Raw genomic sequence first — 18,561 nt, 5'->3', positions numbered from 1 at the left:
CATGATGCTGGAGATCACGCTGACGGTCCTGATCCTGATCGGGGCGATTTTCACCTTCATCGGCTCGCTGGGCCTGGCGCGGATGCCGGATTTCTACACCCGGCTGCACGGCCCGACCAAGGCCACGACCATCGGCGTCGGCAGTCTGCTGATCGCGTCCATGCTCCACTTCAGCACCCAGGACGACGGCTTGAGCTTCCATGAGGTGCTGGTGACGCTGTTCCTCTTCATCACCGCGCCGGTGAGCGCGCATCTGCTGTCGAAGGCGGCGCTGCATCTGCGTACCCGGTCGCTGTCCGAGCCGCCGCCGGTTATCCGAGGGCGTTTGGGTGTGAAGCATCCAGGTCAGGGGGCAGGATCAGCAGAAAACCGAACCTGACCCCTTAGAGCCTATCCCAAGAGGCCGGTAGCCCGCCAAGTGATGATCCCGAGCGCCAGATGGACCATGGCCAAGTAGGTGTCATCGCGCTTCTCCCAGCGCACCAACAGGCGACGGAAGCGATTCATCCAGCTATGTGTGCGCTCCACCACCCAGCGCCGGGGCTTGAAGTCGGGGTGACGCACGACGGCCTCGGCTTCCTCACCCCGCTGGCGAATGTGGGGCGTGAACCCCAACTCCGCAGCGATCGTCCGGACCTCGTCATAGTCATAGCCGGCATCCAGGCACAGGCCCTGTGGTCTCTCGGGCGTGGGGGCGGGACGGGGGACGATGATCCCCTCCAAGGTCGTGCGCGTGAGCTTCATGTCGTGGCGGTTGGCCCCGTCGATGGCTACCGCCAGGGGAAGGCCGGCGCCTTCCGTCAACAGGCTGCGCTTGACACCCTGTGTGCCGCGATCCGTCGGGTTGCGCCCCGTTTTTTTGACCCCGCCGGCGGCGCCTTGGTCATCGTCCCATCCAGCGACAGCCACGACCAGTCGATCCCTTGGAGTTCATCGTATTTGAGCACACCGGCCTGCCGGAAGCGCGCGAACACCCCGGCCTCCACCCACTCCAGAAACCGTCGATGCGCCGTGCTGCTCGAACAGATCCCGGTGGCGTTGAGCGCATTCCATTGACAGCCGGTGCGCAATACAAACAAGATCCCCTCCATCACCACCCGATCCTCGATCCGGCGCCGATGGCAGCCCAGCGGATGGGACGGCGGCTGGTACACGGGCAACAGGGGTTTGAGCTGCGCCCACAGGGCGTCGGATAACCGCCAACCATCGTCTTGAACCGCCAAGCTCATCGTCGTTCTGACTCCTTTGATCGAGAAAACTTCAGCCGAGAATATCACCTTTTGGGATAGGCTCGTAGTATTGGTACTCGCTCATAGGGATTCGGCTCCGTTGGTCAGCGCTACCAGACCACGCAACACCAGATCGGGAATGGTTTCGCTGGGACGATCGAGATAGGGGAGCAGACGCTCGGCGTCGCCGCCCGTGAGGATGAATCTGGGAGACTCGCCCGCCGCCTCGGCCAGCCGGTCGTGGAGCCGGGTGGCCAGCGCGGCAATGGCGCCAAGACTGCCGGCGGCAACCGCCGTGGTGGTATCCGTGGCCCAATCGACATCCGTCGGTTCGTACTCGACGCGCGGGATGTGGGTGCCCATCAGCAGACTGGTACGCATCATCTCGACCCCCGGCAGGATGAGTCCGCCGAGATGACGGCCATCGGCCAGCAGCAGGTCGAAGGTCGCGGCACTGCCGGCGTCTAGGATGAGTGTGGCCTGCCGGCGTTCGGCATGGGCGGCGATGAGTGCCAGCCAGCGGTCGACGCCGAAGCGCTCGGGGTTCTCATAGGCGATGCGCACACCGGCGGCGACCGGCGCCACGCGGACATATTCCGGCTCGATCCGCCAGAGCGCGCGCGTCACCCGTCCCAGCGCCTCGGCGACCGCCGGCCCGCCGACATGGCTGACGATCACGCGCGCGGGCGGCTGGATCCGCTCCCAGGCCGCCAGCAGATCGAGTGGAATCGCGTCCGAGTGACGCACGATCCGGACCGACCACTCGGCACCGGCGCCATAGGGTGTCCAGCGCAGATTGGTGTTTCCGATATCGATGAGTAGATTCATTGGACTTCAGACTCCAGCGGACGCAGACTGACCTCGCCGGCCTGGAAGGCACGGCGTCCGTCCGGTGTATCCAGCAGCAGTGAGCCATCCTCGCCCACACCGGCGTGGATCCCCTCGATGACCCACTCGCCGATCAGCAGCCGCACCGGTTCGCCCAGATAGGCATCATGGGCACGCCACAGCGGGAGAAAGGGCGCCAGTCCCTCGCGTCCATAGTGGTCGAGTGCATCCATAAAGGCATCCAGCAGACAGGACACCAAGGCATTGCGCTCGACCATGAAGCCGTCGCCGAGCACCTCTTCGAGACTCGCCCAGGGCTGATCGATCGCGCCCCCCTGCCCCGCCGTCATGCGCAGATTGAGTCCGAGACCGACCACCAGATGGCACGGCCCCTGCGACTCGCCCGCCACCTCCAGCAGCAGACCGGCGAGCTTGCGCCGCCGCCATAGCAGATCGTTCGGCCACTTGAGCGCCACGTCCACGCCTTCGGGATCGATATCGTTCAGGACTTCGGCCAGCACCGCACCGATCGCCAGACTCACCCCGCCCAGATTGGACGGCGCAAACGGATAGCGCCACAGCAGCGAGAGATAGACATTGACCCCGAACGGCGAGACCCATTCGCGCCCGCGCCGACCGCGCCCGGCCGTCTGACGCTCGGCCAGACAGACGCTCCCCGACGGCGCGCCCTCGGCGGCCAGACGCATGAGTTCGCGATTGGTCGAGTCGATCACGGGATGGATGTCGAGTCGGCTCAGACGCTCGCGGCCCAGTTCGGACAGGGTCGCACGAATACGCCAGTCGTCGAGCAGTTCGAGCGGCGTGGTCAGCCGATAGCCGCGTCCGCGCTCGGAGATCAGGTCCAGACCAAACGCATCGGCCGTCTTGCGCAGTGTCTTCCAGACCGCCGCGCGGGTCAGACCGAACTCACGCGCGATGGCTTGGCCCGAGTGCGCACAGCCATCCGACAGACGCCGGATCAGGGCAAGTTGGCGCTCATCCATGTTGGGTTCGCTCAAGGACGCTCGACAACCAGTGCGCGCGCGCCTGCTTCACCGCCTCCGGGACATCGTCCATCAGCCTCAGCTCGCAGGTATCCTCGGGCGCCGGCTCAGGATGCGCGGTCAGGGTCAGCAGCTCATCGCGCCGGAAGACGTGGAGGACGACGGGCGAACCGGCGTCGGCGGCGCGCGCAACCAGCGTTTCCAGATTGGCGGGCGTGACGCGCAGACCCTCGACGGCCAGCAATTGATCACCCGGCGCCAGTCCGGCACGCTCGCCCGCGCTCTCATTGAGCACGTTCTGGATCAGGGTCTCGCCCGGACGCAGACGCACCCCGAGCGTCGGCTTGGCCGCGACCGGCTCGAAGCGATCGACATAGCCGCCGAGATCCTTGTCGCCGCGATTCGGACGCCGGCGCAGCGCCACGCCGACACTGGCCAGCAGTTCGGTCGGGTCCAGCTCATCGGTCGAATCCAGCGCACGGGCGAAGAAATCGCTCAGATCCAGTCCGCTGACCGCCGTGGCGATTGCCTCCACGCCGCGTTCCTCGACGCCGAGTCCGGTCCGTCCATGGACACGCCACAGCTCGCGCATCACGTCGTCGAGCGAACAGGCGCCCTGGGTGTCACGACGAAGGGTCAGATCCAGCATCAGAGCCACCAGCGCCCCCTTGGCGTAATAGCTCACCAGGGCGTTGGGCGCGTTCTCGTCGGGCTTGTAGAACTTGATCCAGGCATCGAAGCTGGACTCGGCCAGGGTCTGGACGCGCCGTCCGGGCGTGCACGCCACGCGGGTCAGGGTTTGGGCGAGCAGCCCGAGATAGTCCTTCTCGCCGATGCAGCCGGCGCGCACCAGTGCCAGCTCGTCGTAATAGGACGTAATGCCCTCGAAGGCCCAGAGGGTGCGGGTTGGGGCCTCGCGCTCCAGACTCGACTCGATCAGGGCGCGCGGACGGATGCGCTTCACATGCCAGAGATGGAAGTATTCGTGACTGCACAGACCCAGAAAGCGCTTGTAGCCTTCGGTGGGCGCCTCATCGCCCGGCTGGGGCAGGTCGTCGCGGACACAGATGAGGCTGGTCGAATAGCGATGCTCCAGCCCGCCATAGCCCTCGCCCAGCACCGTGATCAGGAACAGATAGCGGTCGATCGGCAGTTCGCCGAAGAGCGCAGCGTGTTCGGCACAGATGCGCGTCAAGTCGGCGAGCAGACGCGGCACGTCGAGCCGGTGGCGTCCGGTGATGGCCAGGCGGTGCGGAACGCCGCGCACACTGAACGCCAGTTCGCGGAAGTCTCCCATCTCGATCGGGTGATCGATCAGATCCTCATAGTCCTCGGCCTCATAGAGACCGAAGCCGTGCGCATCGACGTCGAGCGGCCGCAGACCGGTAGCCAGACGCCAGTCGCTGAAGGATTGGTCATCGGGCGGCAGGAGTTCCAGCCGACAGGGACGATCATCCAGTCCATGCACGCGCAACAGCAAGGCCGGTCCATTGAAATAGGCATGAGTGGCATCGAGATGCGCGGCGCGTACCGAGAGATCCCAGGCGAAGACGCGATAGCGAATCCGGCATGGTCCGGCGATGTCGGTCAGATGCCAGGTCTGCTTGTCGGTCTTGGCGAGCGCGACGGGCCGATCACGTTCATCGAACGCGGAGATCGCGACGATGTTGCGCGCGAAGTCGCGGATCATATAACTGCCTGGAATCCAGGCCGGCATGGAGACTGTGAGCACACCGTGCGGCGAGGGATCGATCAGGATCTCGACCTCGAACAGATGGGCCTGAGGCGAGACGGGACGGACGCGATAGAGCAGCGTGGAGCTCGGTGAGGCAGGATGGATCATTCGGCGGCATCCGGGGACAGGAATCGAATGCCGTAACGGTAACAGATCGAAATCGCTTTTTTAAACCGCGTCCGGAGAGTGGGCGACGGTGCCGATCGACACCGCGACGGATCAGGCCGGACGCGGTCAGGGGGTGTTTACCAGCGCGGTCCGCGACCGGCCGGGCGCTCGCCACGGGGTTTGGCCTGATTGACCTTCAGGTTGCGACCCTTGAGCGGAGTCTCGTTGAGACCCTTGATCGCGGCATCGGCCTCGGAGTTGTTCGGCATCTCGACGAAGCCGAAGCCCTTGGAGCTACCCGTGAACTTGTCCGTGATCAGGTTCACGCTGGAGATTTCACCGTAGGCACCGAAGGCGTCGCGAAGCTCGTCCTGGGTCACGCTGTAGGCCAGGTTGCCGACATAGATATTCATCGTTCAAATTCCGTGGAAAGCGCATTGAAGAAAGTGAGAAAACAGTCGAAAAATCAATGCACAACTGATTCGACAGTCTTGACTCCAGGTGCTGGAGCAAAGCTTGGGAGGCGATCCGTTCCTCTGCGTTGGCGGGGACGATAGAGCAAACGCGGGGCGCGGTATATCCGTAAAGATACGGTGCGGTGCGACGCGCCCCGGAGAGGCCGCCACGGACGTGGCGGCGGAATGGGCTCAGGCGGTTTGCCGGCCTTCGACCAGTTGCAGTGAATTGGCCTTGAAGGTTTCGCGGTCTTCCTTGGAAGCCGGATCCAAGCCCTGTTCAGCCATCTTCTCTCTCATCCAGCCGGGCAGAGCTCCGCGCGAATAGACGTTTTCCGGATTCTCCGGATCGACGTAATAACGATATTGGCGATTGCCGGAGAGTCTGCGACGACGCAGAACCAGATTCATGATCTCTTCGGCATCATAGTCGTTGTCGGCGATGATCTTTCTGATCTGCTGGACGACCGCGCCCTTGCCTTCCTCACGTTTGCTCTTGAGCAGTTTTTCGAGCTGGGCTTTCTTGGAATCGGCTTCGTCCAACTGACGCTGGATTTCTTCGAGGCTGAGATTGGCGTGTTCCACTAACATGTCTCCGCTTGGTGAATACTGTGACATCTTCGCCGGCATTCGATTTTATGCCAACTTGGCATGATTCTATGCCAAAGTGGTTTCCGAATTCCAGACCACGCCCAAAATATTCATGCCGCCTCACGGCGGGTCAGGAACATGGCATCGCCATAACTGAAAAAGCGATAACGCTGTTCGATGGCATGACGGTAGGCGTTCATGATCTCGGAATACCCCGAAAAGGCCGACACCAGCATCAGCAGGGTCGATTCAGGCAAATGGAAGTTCGTAATCATGGCATCCACGACCTTGAAGCGATAACCGGGACGGATGAAGAGTCGACTCTCTCCGCGAAACGGTTTGAGCGTCCCGTCGGCCGCGGCTGTTTCGAGACTTCTGACGCTGGTCGTTCCGACGGCGATGACACGCCCGCCTGATTGGCGCGCCTTCTCGATCCGTTCGCACACGCTTTCAATCACTTCCAACCATTCGGAATGCATGTGGTGGCGTTCGAGATCATCTTCGCGCACCGGTTGAAAGGTTCCGGCTCCGACATGCAGGGTGATCTCGGCGCGCGCGATTCCGCGTGCATCGAGTCGCGCCAGCATCGGCTCGTCGAAATGCAGTGCCGCCGTCGGTGCCGCGACCGCGCCGGCATGACGCGCGAAGACCGTCTGATAACGGGTCTCGTCGAGTGCTTCGTCTTCACGGTGGATATAGGGCGGCAAGGGCATATGACCATGCCGGGACATCTGCTCGTCGAAATCGCTTTCGAGCGCACGCAAACGGAATAGATCGCCCTCGCGCCCGACGACCGACAACCAGGCGCCGGCGGTCACGCGAATACGGCTACCCGGTTTGGGGGCTTTACTGGCGCGCACATGGGCCAGTGCTTCGTGCGCGTCGAGCAGACGCTCGATCAGGATCTCGACCTGTCCGCCCGTCTCCTTGTGACCGAACAGACGGGCGCGCATGACGCGGGTGTTGTTGAAGATCAAGAGGTCATGGGGTTCGAGCAGGCTCGGCAGATCGGTGAACATCCGATCGCGTGGCTTGGGATCGGAACCATCGAGCACCAGCAGGCGCGAGCCGGAACGCTCGGGCAGGGGTTGCTGGGCAATGAGTTCGGCGGGAAGTTCATAATGGAAATCGGAGCGGCGCATCGGCATTATTCTATGACATATCTGTGTCGCTGGGATATGCCCGATTCAAATTTATTGGTCCGTTCTCAACGGGCTCGCCCTCGGAATCCAGCCGCTGGATACTTGGCGCCCTCTCCACTCGACAAATACAGGACTTCAAGACAGACCATGATCAAACTCGGCCTGGACCGTCTGCTCGAAAATCCGGAACTGCGCAAACCGCTCTGGGGGCGGCGCGTGGCCCTGCTCGGCCATCCGGCTTCCGTGACCGGTCACGGACGTCATGCGCTCGATGCGCTCATGGAGTTGAAGGAACTCGAGATCGTCGCCGCCTTCGGCCCACAGCACGGGATGCGCGGCGATAAACAGGACAACATGATCGAGACACCCGACGAGATCGATCCCCGGCATGGAATCCCAGTCCATAGCCTCTATGGCGAGGTGCGCGAACCGACAGCCGCCATGCTCGACGGCTTCGATGTGCTGCTGATCGATCTCCAGGACATCGGCACCCGCATCTACACCTATGTCACGACCCTGGTCTATCTGATGTGCGCCTGTGCCGCGCATGGCAAGACACTCTGGGTCTTGGACCGTCCGAATCCGGCCGGACGCCCGATCGAGGGCAGTCTGCTGGAACCGGGGTGGGAGAGCTTCGTCGGGGCCGGTCCGATCCAGATGCGCCATGGTCTGACGCTGGGCGAACTGGCCAAATGGTTCGTCGCCCATCTGAACCTGAATCTCGATCTGCATGTGGTGGCGATGGAGGGCTATCGACCGAATGAAGCCCCTGGATATGGCTGGCCGGTGATGGAGCTGTCCTGGGTCAATCCCAGTCCCAATGCCTCCAGTCTCAATATGGCGCGCTGTTTTCCGGGAACCGTGCTCCTGGAAGGCACCACGCTCTCGGAAGGACGCGGTACCACCACGGCGCTCGAACTCATCGGCGCACCCGATCTGGACCTGGACCGGCTACTCGCGCGCATGGAGCGTGAACGCGCCGACTGGCTCCAGGGCGCGCTCATCCGCCCGTGCTGGTTCGAGCCGACCTTCCACAAGCACGCCGGTCAGCGGTGCGCCGGATTCCAGATCCATACCGACAACGCCGACTATTGCCATGAGCATTTCAAACCCTATCGCCTGATCGCACTCCTGTTCAAGTGTATCCGGCTCGAATACCCCGACTATCCGCTCTGGCGTCACTTCCATTACGAATACGAGACCGAGCGGCTGGCCATCGATCTGCTCTCGGGCGGCACCTTCCTGCGCGAATGGGTCGACGACCCGGCCGCCGCCCCCGAGGATCTGGAGCAGCGCCTGCAACCGGACGAGACGCACTGGGCCGAGGCGGTCAGACCGCTGTTGCTCTATGCCTGAGCACGCGCTCGCATCTCGAACCGGCCACTGAAATCGTGGTTTCCTTCCAGCTCGCCGTCCAACGGCTCAAGCCATGGAGATGTCCCGTGACCTTCGCTCAGTCCATCCTCAGGCATTGGCCGGCCCTGTCGCTCATCGTCCTCGTCGTGCTCACGCTCCCCGCGCCCCTGGTCGAGGCCGCCGAGCGACCTAAGATCGGACTGGCACTCTCCGGCGGCGGCGCGCGCGGCGCGGCCCATGTCGGAGTGCTCAAGCTCATCGAGGAACTGGGCATCCCGGTCGACTACGTCGCCGGCACCTCGATGGGATCGATCATCGGCGGACTCTATGCCATGGGTCTCTCGCCCGACGAGATCGAAAAAACCATCGAGGAGATCGACTGGGACACCATCTTCCAAGACGAGGCCGAGCGCGAAGACCGGCGGATGCGCCGCAAGCTGGAGGATCGCAACTATCTGGTCAAGGCGCGCCCCGGCGTGCAGGAGCGCGAGCGCAAGGTCAATCTCGCGCCGGCGCTCATCCAGGGCCAGAAACTGGATCTGGCCCTGCGCCAATACAGCCTGCCCGCCGGCCGCATCCGGGACTTCGACGACCTGCGCATCCCCTTCCGCGCCGTGGCCACGGATGTCGTCACCGGCGAGGCGGTCATCCTGGGCGAAGGCGATCTGGCCACGGCCATGCGCGCCAGCATGGCGGTGCCGGCGGTCTTCGCTCCGGTCGAGATCGGCGACCGGCTGCTCGTCGACGGCGGACTGGCGATGAACCTGCCGGTGAGCGTGGTGCGCGACATGGGCGCCGACATCGTCATCGCCGTCGACGTCGGCGGCCCAAGACGCGAACGCGAGGAGATCTCCAACGTCCTGACCATGCTCGACCAGATCGCCAGTCTGGTGACCTGGCGCAACACCCAGGAGGAGATCGCCACGCTCGGCGGTCGCGATCTGCTGATCACGCCGGCGCTCGGGCACGCGGTGCTGGCGAGCGACTTCGACAAGATGCTCGAGGCCATCGCCATCGGCGAGCGCGCCGCCGAGGATGCACGCCCCGAACTGGCGCGGCTCGCCCTGCCGAGCGCCCAGTATGCCGCCTATCGCGAACGCCACCGGCCGGCGCCCTACACACGCCCGACCATCCGCGCGGTGCGCATCGAGAACCACTCGCGGCTCTCGGATCGCGTCATCAGCGAGCGCCTTGAGGTCAAGCCGGGTGACAGACTCGACCCGGCGGCCCTGGAGCGTCAACTGGCCCGCATCTACGATCAGGACAATTTCGAGTCGGTCCGCTATCACCTGGAGGACCAGACCGATTCCGAGGCCACGCTGGTGGTTACGGCGCGCGAGAAATCCTGGGGCACCAGCTCGCTCCAGGGTGGACTGGAGTTCTCCTCGACCACGGGCGGCGATTCACGCTTCAACATCGGACTGGCCTATACCATGGCGCCGCTCAATGCGCTCAACGGCGAATGGCGCACCCAGCTCCAGTTGGGCGAGGAGCCCGGCATCTACAGCGCCATCTATCAGCCCATCGATCCATTGGAGAAATGGTATGTGATGGCGGGCGCGGGCTATATGAAAGACAATCTGGTGCTCTTCGATCCCGAGGCTCACAGTAAACCCACCGCCGAATATCAGCTCGGGCGCGCGGGTGGCGCCCTGGAGTTCGGGCACAACCTGGATACCTGGGGGCGTCTGGGGCTGAGATATTCGCGCTTCGATGGATACGCCGAGCAGCGTATCGGCGCCACGCCCTATCCGGACTATGACTTCGACGTCGGCGAGTTGAGCCTGAGATTCAGTGTCGATGAACTCGACAGTCTGACCTTCCCGCGCAACGGCTGGTCGCTCGATGCGCAGATGCTGACCTCGCGCACCGAACTGGGCGCCTCGCACGACTACGACCAGGGCAGCCTGAACTGGCTACGCGCCCAGAGCTGGGGCCGCAACAGTCTCCTGACCGGGCTGACGCTGGCCGGGAGCTTCGGCGGCGAGGCGCCGCCACAGTCTTACTATCGACTGGGCGGCTTCCTCAATCTCTCAGGCTTCAATCAGAACGAACTCTCTGGGGCCAATCTCGGGCTGGTTCGCGCCATCTATCTGCGCGATCTCGGCACGAGTCTGATCAAGACCTATGCCGGCGGCTCACTGGAGTTCGGCAACGTCTGGGACGAGCGCAGCGACATCGATTGGGACAGTCTGCGCTTCGGCGGCAGTCTCTTCGTCGGCGCCGACACCCTCATCGGACCGCTCTATCTCGGTTATGGTCAGGCCGACAGCGGCAACGGCGCGCTCTATCTGTTCCTCGGGCGCCCCTGGGGCAATCAGCAGGATGGCCTGAGCGGCGGCTACTGAGACACGCGCCCGAAACTCAGGCTCACCCGCAGCCCAGGGGCATTGTCCGCGAGTTCGATGTGCGCGCGGTGGAGTGCGACGACCGCCTGAACCAGACTCAGGCCCAGCCCGCTACCGGGTGTGGCGCGGCTGTCGTCGATGCGAAAGAAGCGCCGGAACACCTGTTCGCGGAACTCGGGCGGAATGCCGGGGCCATTGTCGGCGACCTGCACCTGCACCAGCCCGTCCGTCGTCTCGACCGCCAGCCGGATATGCCCACCGGGTTGGGTGTACTTGATGGCATTGTCGACCAGATTGGCCATGACCTGGAACAGCAGATCACGGTCGCCCTCGACGACGATCGAGGACGCCCCGGCCGTCCAGTCGAGTCGCTGTTCGCGCTCGGCGGCCAAGGGCTCGTAGAGCTCGACCAGATCCTCGATCAGGGGCACCAGATCGACCGGCCCGAAGGCCGCGCGCCGGCTGCCGGACTCCAGGCGCGCGATGCGCAGCAGCGCGTTGAAGGTCGCGAGCAGTTCCTCGGCATCGACGATCGCCTGCTCGGCCAGCAGACGCGCCTCACCCGACTCAGGCAGGGCAGCGGCGAGCAGTTCGAGCTTGTTGCGCAGTCGGGTCAGGGGCGTGCGCAGATCATGGGCGATGTTGTCCGAGACCTGACGCACGCTGGCCATGAGCGCCTCGATGCGCTCCAGCATCCGGTTGAGTCCGTCGGCGAGCCGATCGAAATCGTCGCCGCTGCCGCTCAAGGGGATACGGCGCGTCAGATCGCCCTCCATGATCTCGCGACTGGTCTGGTTGATGGCGTCCAGTCGCCGCGTCAGGCTCGTACCCATCAGCCAGGCGCCCACCAGTGCCAACGCCAGCGTGATCGCCAGTCCCCAGGTCAGAGCATCCAGGATCAGCTTGCGGGTGGCCTCCAGATCGCGGACATCGCGCCCGACCAGCAGCATCAGACCATTGCGCAGCCGAAAGACCTGGGCGTGCGCCTCGTGCTCGTCGGCATGATCCGTGCCCCACTCGCGTAGCCGGAAGCGAATCCAGCCGTTGGCGTCCGGCGGCTCGGACGGCCAGCGGTCCAGGTTGCCGACCACGCGCTCGAAGCGCTCATCGACCAGCAGATAGACGCTCGCCCCCACCGGATCGCGCGCCACGCGCTCGCTGATGAGCGCCGTCAGGCCCACCAGTCCGCGCCGGCGATACTGCTCGGCCAGACCCCGGATCTCGGCCTCGATGGTCTCGGTGGTCTGGCGGTCCATGTAACCGGCCGTCGACCAGTAGATGAAGCCGAGCAGGATGCCAACCGAGCCGGCGAGCAGCAGCATATATAGCAGCACCAGCCGGAAGATGGAGCCTCGCGCCACGCGCGCGAGTCGGGCACGCAGCCGGCGTGCCGGGGCGGCGGCCTTCACCCGGCCTGCAACCTGTAGCCGGCGCCGCGTACCGTCTGCAACAGCGGCGGATCGAAATCCTTGTCGATCTTGCCGCGCAAACGGCTGATGTGGACGTCGATGACATTGGTCTGGGGATCGAAATGATAGTCCCAGACCTGTTCGAGCAGCATGGTGCGGGTGACGACCCGTCCGGCATGGCGCATCAGACACTCCAGCAGCCGGAACTCACGCGGCTGGAGCTGGATGGGCTGACCCGCGCGCGTGACCTCACGTTTGAGCAGATCCATCTCCAGATCGGCCACGCGCAGACGGGTCTCGGGAGTCTCGGACGCGCCACGGCGCAACAGCGCCTCGACGCGCGCCTGGAGCTCGGAGAAGGCGAAGGGCTTGATGAGATAGTCGTCGCCGCCGGCGCGCAGACCCTCGACCCGATCGTCGACATCGCCGAGCGCGCTCAGGAACAGCACCGGGGTGCGGTTGCCCGAGGCGCGCAATGTGCGCACGATCGCCAGCCCGTCGAGCCCCGGCAGCATGCGATCCAGGATCAGGACGTCATAGTCACTGCCGGCGGCCATCAACAGACCCTCGCGTCCATCGGCCGCGCGGTCGACCACAGCGCCCGCCTCGACGAGCGCCTTGCGCAGATACTCGGCCATCTGTGGATCGTCCTCGACCAGCAGGATATGCATCGTCTCGCGGCCCTCTCTATTCACCCGCTCAAGCCGTCAGTGTCACCGCGACGAAGAGCGCACGTCCACCACGCTCGACCCGCAGGATCAGACTCTTTTGCCCTTGTTCGGCGGCTCGGCGCACGGCCGCCGCCACCTCGTCGGGCGTTGCGACCGGCTCGGCGCCCACCATGGAGATCAGACTCCCCGGCTCGATACCGGCCTGGGCGGCCGGACTGCCCGGCTCGACGCCCATGACGAGCACGCCCGACTGATCGGCACCGAGTCCGCGCCGCGCGCGCTGTTCAGGCGTCAGGGGCGCGAGCCGGAGTCCGAGCCGCGGCAGGCCATCGGCGCGCTCGCTCCCGTCCTCCAGGGCGGCCGGCCCCTCATCGTCCGGCATCGATCCGACGGTCACACTCACCCGATGCATCCGTCCGTCGCGCCGGACCTCCAGTTTCATCGGCGTTCCGGCCTGGGTCGCGGCCACCAGCCTGGACAGATCCCGGTAACTGGTCAGGCGCGTGCCGTTGGCGCTCAGGATGACGTCACCGACGCGCAGATCGCTGCGGCTCGCGGGACCATCGGCGATCACGTCGGCCACCAGCACACCCTCGGGACCGTCCAGACCCAGGCCCGCCGCCAGTTCGGGCGTCAGGGCCTGGATGTGCAGACCCAGCCAGCCGCGTTCCACGCGCCCGGTGTCGCGCAACGCGCCCACTACCTGCCGGACCGTCTCGGCCGGGATGGCGAAGCCGATGCCCACGTTGCCGCCGGTCGGCGAATAGATGGCGGTGTTGACCCCGATCACACGTCCGCCGGTATCGAACAGAGGCCCTCCCGAGTTGCCGCGGTTGATGGCCGCGTCGATCTGCAGATAGTCGTCATAGGGACCGGACTGGATGTCGCGCCCGCGCGCCGAGATGATACCCGCATTCACCGAAACGCCCAGACCGAAGGGATTGCCGACCGCCAGCACCCAGTCGCCGACCCGCGCGCTCGCCGACTCGCCCAGCTCGACATAGGGCAGCGGCCGGCCGGCATCGATCTTGAGCAGGGCCAGATCGGTCTTGGCGTCACGTCCCACGACCCGCGCCTCGTGGCTGGTGCCGTCGTTGAGCGACACCGTCACCTGGGTCGCGCCCTCGATCACATGGTTGTTGGTGACGATATGTCCCTCGGAATCGATCAGGAACCCCGAACCCTGTCCCTGGACACGATGGGGGCGCATCATGGGGCCGCGCTCGTCGAAGAAGCGCCGGAAATACTCGGGCATGGGCAGGTTCTCGGGCAGACCGGGAAGGACCGAGAACTCCGGGCCGCGGGTCGTCTCGCCCGTGACCTTGACGTTGACCACCGCCGGCGTGACACGCTCGGCGACATCGGCGAAACCGGGCAGGGGCGCCGAACTCGCCAACGGCGCCGGGTCGGCCTGGAGCCAGGCACCGCCTCCGGCCAGGGCGAGCGCCAGCGCGATGGCGAGCGTGCCCCTGGTGACTGCGCCTGGGTGTCTGGGAGGGTGCTCGTGGTTCTTGATGTTCATGGCATGACTCCGATCAGGGTGACATGGATGGCATCAGTATCGGGACCGAAGTCTTGCGCCGGCATTGACGTCCGCTTAATTTTTGTTCAGACGAGGCCGAACCCCGAATGGATACCTCGTCTTAGGGGCATCCAAAAGCCAGGGACCACGCTATCATAAACCCTTCACATCGGGGTTCATGTCACAGTCGCCTCGCCATGCATCCGATGCCCGCACCCGAACCAAGATCAGCCATGGATCCCGACCCTTGTCGCTCATGCCCCCTCTGCGTTCATTTGATCCCGGCGGTCTATTGGCTGACGCGCGAACTCTTCGGTCCCGGACCCGCGCCCTGGGTGGCCGCCGCACTGGTCGCCTGCTCGCCGCTGCAACTGCTCTATGCCCAGGAGGCACGACAGTACGCGCTCTGGATGCTGCTCCTGACGCTCTCCTGTCTCACGCTCGCGATCGCCCTGCGTCGGGGTACCTGGGGCAACCTGGCCGGCGCATGGTCTGACCACGATGCTCGGCCTCTATAGCCATCCGCTCTTTCTGCCGATGATCGCGGTCCAGGCGTTCTGGGGTCTGCTGGTGCTGTTCCTGTATGGCCAAGACCGCCGGTACGGGCTGGAGCAGGTGCGCCGCTGGGCCATCAGCGTCGGGTTCGCGCTCTTGGCCTTCTCGCCCTGGCTCTGGGTCATCCTCACCCAGCACGAACGGGTCGGCGATCTGACGGCCTGGATGCAGCGTCCGATCGGCCGGCCGGAGATGCTCGCCGCCTGGGGACGTCATCTGGTCGAGACCTTCGTCGACCCGAATCCGGGATTCGCCCCTGGCCGGCTGTGGCTGCTGCTCCCGCTCGGCTGGGTGCTCTGGTCCTTCGTTCGCGCCGCCCCGCGTCCGGGCGCCTGGCTGATCCTATCGATGGCGCTGGCCTATGTCGGCGTGGTACTGGGGCCGGATCTGCTGTTGGGCGGCAGCCGCTCCCAGCAGGCGCGCTATGCCCTGCCCACGCTGCTGGCGTTGCAACTGATGACGGCCTGGCGGATCGGCGCGGCCCTGGGTCGCGCGTCCGGCTCGATGCGGCGCCGTCTCGGCCTGGGTGCGTTGACGCTGCCGCTCGCGCTCGGCCTGCTCTCCCAGATCCTCATCGCCCGCGCGGAGACCTGGTCGACCAAACACTTCAGCGCCCGCACTCGCGAGGTCGCCCGTCTCGTCAACGCCGGCGAGCGTCCCCTGGTCCTGGCCGGCGACAGCAGCGTGTCCACAGGCGAACTCGTCGCGCTCGCCCATCATCTGGAGCCGCATGTGCGCCTCTGGGGCCGGCCCAGACACGGCGAAACGACCTGGCCGCCCGGATACGATCCGATCTTCCTGCTCACGCCCACCGAGCCGCTGCGCCGCGCGCTCGGTCAAGATACCGAGATACGACCGCTCGCCGGCACCTGACAATGGTTCGTCGTCACCCGGCCAGCAGAGTCACATACCAGCCCTTCGCCCCCGACCGACACACATCCATGAACCGCTCCGTCAACTTCGTCATTCCGATCCTGATCGCCGTGCTCACGATCTCGGCCTGGTGGATCCTCAACCGTCCCAACGAGGAGCCGGCCTGGCCGACGCGCATCCAGGGCTTCGCCTTCTCGCCCATGCGGGCCGACGACGACCCGAGCCGGAAGCGCTTTCCCTCGGTCGAGGACATCGACGCCGATCTGGCCCTGCTCAAGGGCCGCACCCATGCCGTGCGCTCCTACACGGTCGAGAGCACCCTGGCCGAGATCCCGCGTCTGGCCGCCAAGTACGATCTGAACGTCACGATCGGCGCCTGGATCGGCGACGACCCCGAGGCCAACGAGGTGGAGCTGGCACGTCTGCGCGACATCCTGTCCAAGGGCTATCGCAATCTGGTGCGGGTCATGGTCGGCAACGAGGCCATCCTGCGCAAGGACGTGGATGTCATGGAGATGGTCGAGTATCTGGACCGGGTACGCCGGCTCACCTATCTGCCGGTCAGCACCGCCGAGCCCTGGCACATCTGGCTCAAGTATCCGAAGCTCGTCGAGCACGTCGACTTCATCACCATCCATCTGCTGCCCTACTGGGAAGGCGTACCGCTGGATCAGGCCGTCGACTATGCCGTCAGCCGCTACAACCAGGTCAAGGAAGCCTATCCGAACAAGCCGATCATCATCGGCGAGGTCGGCTGGCCGAGCAACGGACGGCGCAATCGCGGCGCCGAGGCGTCTCTGGTCAATCAGACCCGCTTCCTGCGCCGCTTCCTGGCCGTCGCCGAGTCCGAGCACTATGTCTATTACGTCATGGAGGCCTTCGATCAGCCCTGGAAGCTCAAGACCGAGGGCGCGACCGGCACCTACTGGGGCGTCTACGATACCAACCGCGAACCCAAGTTCGACTTCACCGAACCCGTGGTGCGCATTCCGCAGTGGCGTGAGCTGGCGGGGCTGTCGGTGGTCATGGGCGTGTTGCTGCTGACCTTCCTCTATCGCGACAGCTCGACACTCTCCAAACGCGGCAAGGGCTTCCTGGCACTCATCACCTATGCCATCTCGACCGCCGCCGTATGGATCGTCTACGACTACACCCGCCAGTACATGACCCCGGCGACGGCGGTCGTGGGACTGCTGCTGCTGATCGGCGGGGTGGGCGTGATCGTGCTGCTGATGGCCGAGGCGCACGAATGGGCCGAGTCGGTCTGGCTACGCCGCTGGCGTCGGCCCTTCCCGTTGCGCTCGGTGCCGGACGAGTGGCTGCCCTTCGTCTCGGTGCACGTGCCGGCCTACAACGAGCCGCCCGAGCTGCTCAAGGAGACGCTCGACGGCCTGGCCGCACTCGACTATCCGCACTTCGAGGTGCTGGTGATCGACAACAACACCAAGGATCCGGCCGTCTGGGAGCCGGTACGCGACTATTGCGCCCAGCTCGGTGAGCGTTTCCGTTTCTTCCACGTCGACCCGCTCGCCGGCTACAAGGCCGGGGCGCTCAACTTCGCCCTGCGCCAGACCGATCCGCGTGCGGACGTGGTGGCCGTGATCGACGCCGACTACATCGTGCGCCCCCAGTGGCTGCGCCATCTGGTGCCCGCCTTCGGCGATCCCGAGGTCGCCATCGTCCAGGCGCCGCAGGACTATCGCGACGCCGGTCAAAATGCCTTCAAGGCCATGTGCATGGCCGAGTATCGCGGCTTCTTCCACCTCGGCATGGTCACGCGCAACGAGCGCAACGCCATCATCCAGCACGGCACCATGACCATGATCCGGCGCCGGACGCTCGACGCCGTCGAGGGCTGGGCCGAGTGGTGCATCACCGAGGACGCGGAACTCGGTCTGCGGCTGTTCGAGGCCGGGCACAAGGCGCTCTACATCCCCTGCACCTATGGTCAGGGCCTGATGCCCGACACCTTCGCCGACTTCCGCAAACAGCGCTATCGCTGGGCCTATGGCGCGGTGCGCATCCTGCTGCATCATCGGCGCGAACTGCTCGGGTTGCGCGGCACCTCGCTCTCGCTCGGTCAGCGTTATCACTTCGTCGCCGGCTGGCTGCCCTGGTTCGCCGACGGCTTCAATCTGCTGTTCAACTTTGCCGCGCTCGCCTGGTCGGTGGCCATGGTCACCTTCCCGGAAACCGTTACACCACCCTACATGACCATCGCCCTGGTGCCGCTGGTGCTGTTCGTCTTCAAGATGTCCAAGAGCCTGTTCCTGTACCGGCGCCGGGTCACGGCCACGCTGCGTCAGAGTCTGGCCGCCGGGCTGGCGGGGCTGGCGCTCTCGCACACCATCGCGCGCGCCATGTTCGGGGGCTTGGTGACGGGCAAGCTCGGCTTCTTCCGCACGCCCAAGCTGGCCGAGGCCCCGGCGGTGATCCGCGCCCTGGCCGATGCGCGTGAGGAGGCGTTACTGGCCTTCGCCTTCCTGTTCGCCGCGGTGGCGGTGATGCAGCGCGACGATGCCTTCATGCTCGATGTGCGCATCTGGGTCGCGGTGCTGGTGGTGCAGGCCATTCCCTATCTGGCCACGGTGCTGGTGTCGCTGACGAGTGCCTGGACCCATCTGTCGGCCGATCTGGTCGGCCCCATGTCGGACATGGATTGCCAGGAGGCCAATGGGGTCGATCAGCCGGTGAGCCGGGAGGCGTGATAGACCGATTGATACACTAATCGCTAT

16 protein-coding genes are annotated in these 18,561 nt (G+C 65.1%); 6 read left to right on the top strand and 10 right to left on the bottom strand.

The annotated features are described in order from the left end of the window. Positions 1–4 precede the first annotated feature (4 nt). The gene (locus Atep_RS14560) at positions 5–379 is read left to right on the top strand and encodes a Na+/H+ antiporter subunit G (protein WP_236786744.1); all 375 of its coding nucleotides are present in this window, start codon (positions 5–7) and stop codon (positions 377–379) included. 11 nt (positions 380–390) lie between these two features. Here the strand turns inward: Atep_RS14560 and Atep_RS14555 are convergent. The 7 genes from Atep_RS14555 to queA all read right to left on the bottom strand — a co-directional run bounded on the left by Atep_RS14555 (position 391) and on the right by queA (position 7,092). Then, a protein-coding gene (locus tag Atep_RS14555; protein WP_419467078.1) for an IS5 family transposase occupies positions 391–1,229 on the bottom strand; the annotation gives its coding sequence in 2 pieces (ribosomal slippage) (positions 391–858 and positions 861–1,229; 837 coding nt in all). Between the two features lie 81 nt (positions 1,230–1,310). Next, positions 1,311–2,057: a type III pantothenate kinase gene (locus Atep_RS14550; RefSeq protein ID WP_213379159.1), complete on the bottom strand. Its 747-nt coding sequence runs from the start codon at positions 2,055–2,057 to the stop codon at positions 1,311–1,313. Further along, positions 2,054–3,076: a bifunctional biotin--[acetyl-CoA-carboxylase] ligase/biotin operon repressor BirA gene (gene birA / locus Atep_RS14545; protein WP_336511364.1), complete on the bottom strand. Its 1,023-nt coding sequence runs from the start codon at positions 3,074–3,076 to the stop codon at positions 2,054–2,056. Before birA ends, Atep_RS14550 begins: the two co-directional genes overlap by 4 nt. After that, the gene (locus Atep_RS14540; RefSeq protein WP_213379158.1) at positions 3,054–4,904 is read right to left on the bottom strand and encodes a M61 family metallopeptidase; all 1,851 of its coding nucleotides are present in this window, start codon (positions 4,902–4,904) and stop codon (positions 3,054–3,056) included. Before Atep_RS14540 ends, birA begins: the two co-directional genes overlap by 23 nt. A 137-nt stretch (positions 4,905–5,041) precedes the next feature. Further along, positions 5,042–5,317 carry an RNA recognition motif domain-containing protein gene (locus tag Atep_RS14535; RefSeq protein ID WP_176976469.1) on the bottom strand — a complete coding sequence of 92 codons (276 nt, stop codon included), beginning with the start codon at positions 5,315–5,317 and terminating at the stop codon, positions 5,042–5,044. A gap of 234 nt (positions 5,318–5,551) precedes the next feature. Continuing rightward, entirely contained in the window at positions 5,552–5,977 is a 426-nt protein-coding gene (locus Atep_RS14530) for an H-NS histone family protein (RefSeq protein ID WP_336511363.1), read from the bottom strand. An 83-nt stretch (positions 5,978–6,060) separates the two neighbouring features. Further along, positions 6,061–7,092, bottom strand: coding sequence for a tRNA preQ1(34) S-adenosylmethionine ribosyltransferase-isomerase QueA (gene queA, locus Atep_RS14525; RefSeq protein ID WP_213379157.1), 1,032 nt, complete (start codon positions 7,090–7,092; stop codon positions 6,061–6,063). A gap of 147 nt (positions 7,093–7,239) precedes the next feature. Here queA and Atep_RS14520 point away from each other — a divergent pair, with 147 nt between their 5' ends. Then, positions 7,240–8,448 (top strand): exo-beta-N-acetylmuramidase NamZ family protein, encoded by a 1,209-nt coding sequence (locus Atep_RS14520; protein ID WP_213379156.1) that lies wholly within the window; start codon positions 7,240–7,242, stop codon positions 8,446–8,448. 86 nt (positions 8,449–8,534) lie between these two features. Continuing rightward, entirely contained in the window at positions 8,535–10,796 is a 2,262-nt protein-coding gene (locus tag Atep_RS14515; protein ID WP_213379155.1) for a patatin-like phospholipase family protein, read from the top strand. On the opposite strand, the gene Atep_RS14510 is transcribed toward Atep_RS14515, so the two are convergent. From Atep_RS14510 to Atep_RS14500, 3 genes are read right to left on the bottom strand one after another with little or no spacing between them, the layout of a single operon-like run. Continuing rightward, positions 10,790–12,205, bottom strand: coding sequence for a sensor histidine kinase (locus tag Atep_RS14510; protein ID WP_213379154.1), 1,416 nt, complete (start codon positions 12,203–12,205; stop codon positions 10,790–10,792). The two genes, Atep_RS14515 and Atep_RS14510, sit on opposite strands and share 7 nt — an antisense overlap. Beyond that, entirely contained in the window at positions 12,202–12,876 is a 675-nt protein-coding gene (locus tag Atep_RS14505) for a response regulator transcription factor (protein WP_213379153.1), read from the bottom strand. The genes Atep_RS14510 and Atep_RS14505 overlap by 4 nt, the downstream gene beginning before the upstream one ends. A gap of 28 nt (positions 12,877–12,904) precedes the next feature. Then, entirely contained in the window at positions 12,905–14,398 is a 1,494-nt protein-coding gene (locus Atep_RS14500) for a Do family serine endopeptidase (RefSeq protein WP_213379152.1), read from the bottom strand. A gap of 233 nt (positions 14,399–14,631) precedes the next feature. On the opposite strand from Atep_RS14500, the gene Atep_RS14495 reads away from it, so the two are divergent. The 3 genes from Atep_RS14495 to Atep_RS14485 all read left to right on the top strand — a co-directional run bounded on the left by Atep_RS14495 (position 14,632) and on the right by Atep_RS14485 (position 18,534). Continuing rightward, positions 14,632–14,916 (top strand): glycosyltransferase family 39 protein, encoded by a 285-nt coding sequence (locus Atep_RS14495; protein ID WP_213379151.1) that lies wholly within the window; start codon positions 14,632–14,634, stop codon positions 14,914–14,916. Next, the gene (locus Atep_RS14490; protein WP_213379150.1) at positions 14,900–15,826 is read left to right on the top strand and encodes a hypothetical protein; all 927 of its coding nucleotides are present in this window, start codon (positions 14,900–14,902) and stop codon (positions 15,824–15,826) included. The genes Atep_RS14495 and Atep_RS14490 overlap by 17 nt, the downstream gene beginning before the upstream one ends. Before the next feature lie 68 nt (positions 15,827–15,894). After that, the gene (locus tag Atep_RS14485) at positions 15,895–18,534 is read left to right on the top strand and encodes a glycosyltransferase (RefSeq protein ID WP_213379149.1); all 2,640 of its coding nucleotides are present in this window, start codon (positions 15,895–15,897) and stop codon (positions 18,532–18,534) included. Positions 18,535–18,561 lie beyond the last annotated feature (27 nt).

Source organism: Allochromatium tepidum, assembly GCF_018409545.1.
Lineage (GTDB): Bacteria > Pseudomonadota > Gammaproteobacteria > Chromatiales > Chromatiaceae > Thermochromatium > Thermochromatium tepidum_A.
Note: the sequence above shows the minus strand (reverse complement) of the source record. Positions and strands in the feature narration are given on the sequence as shown.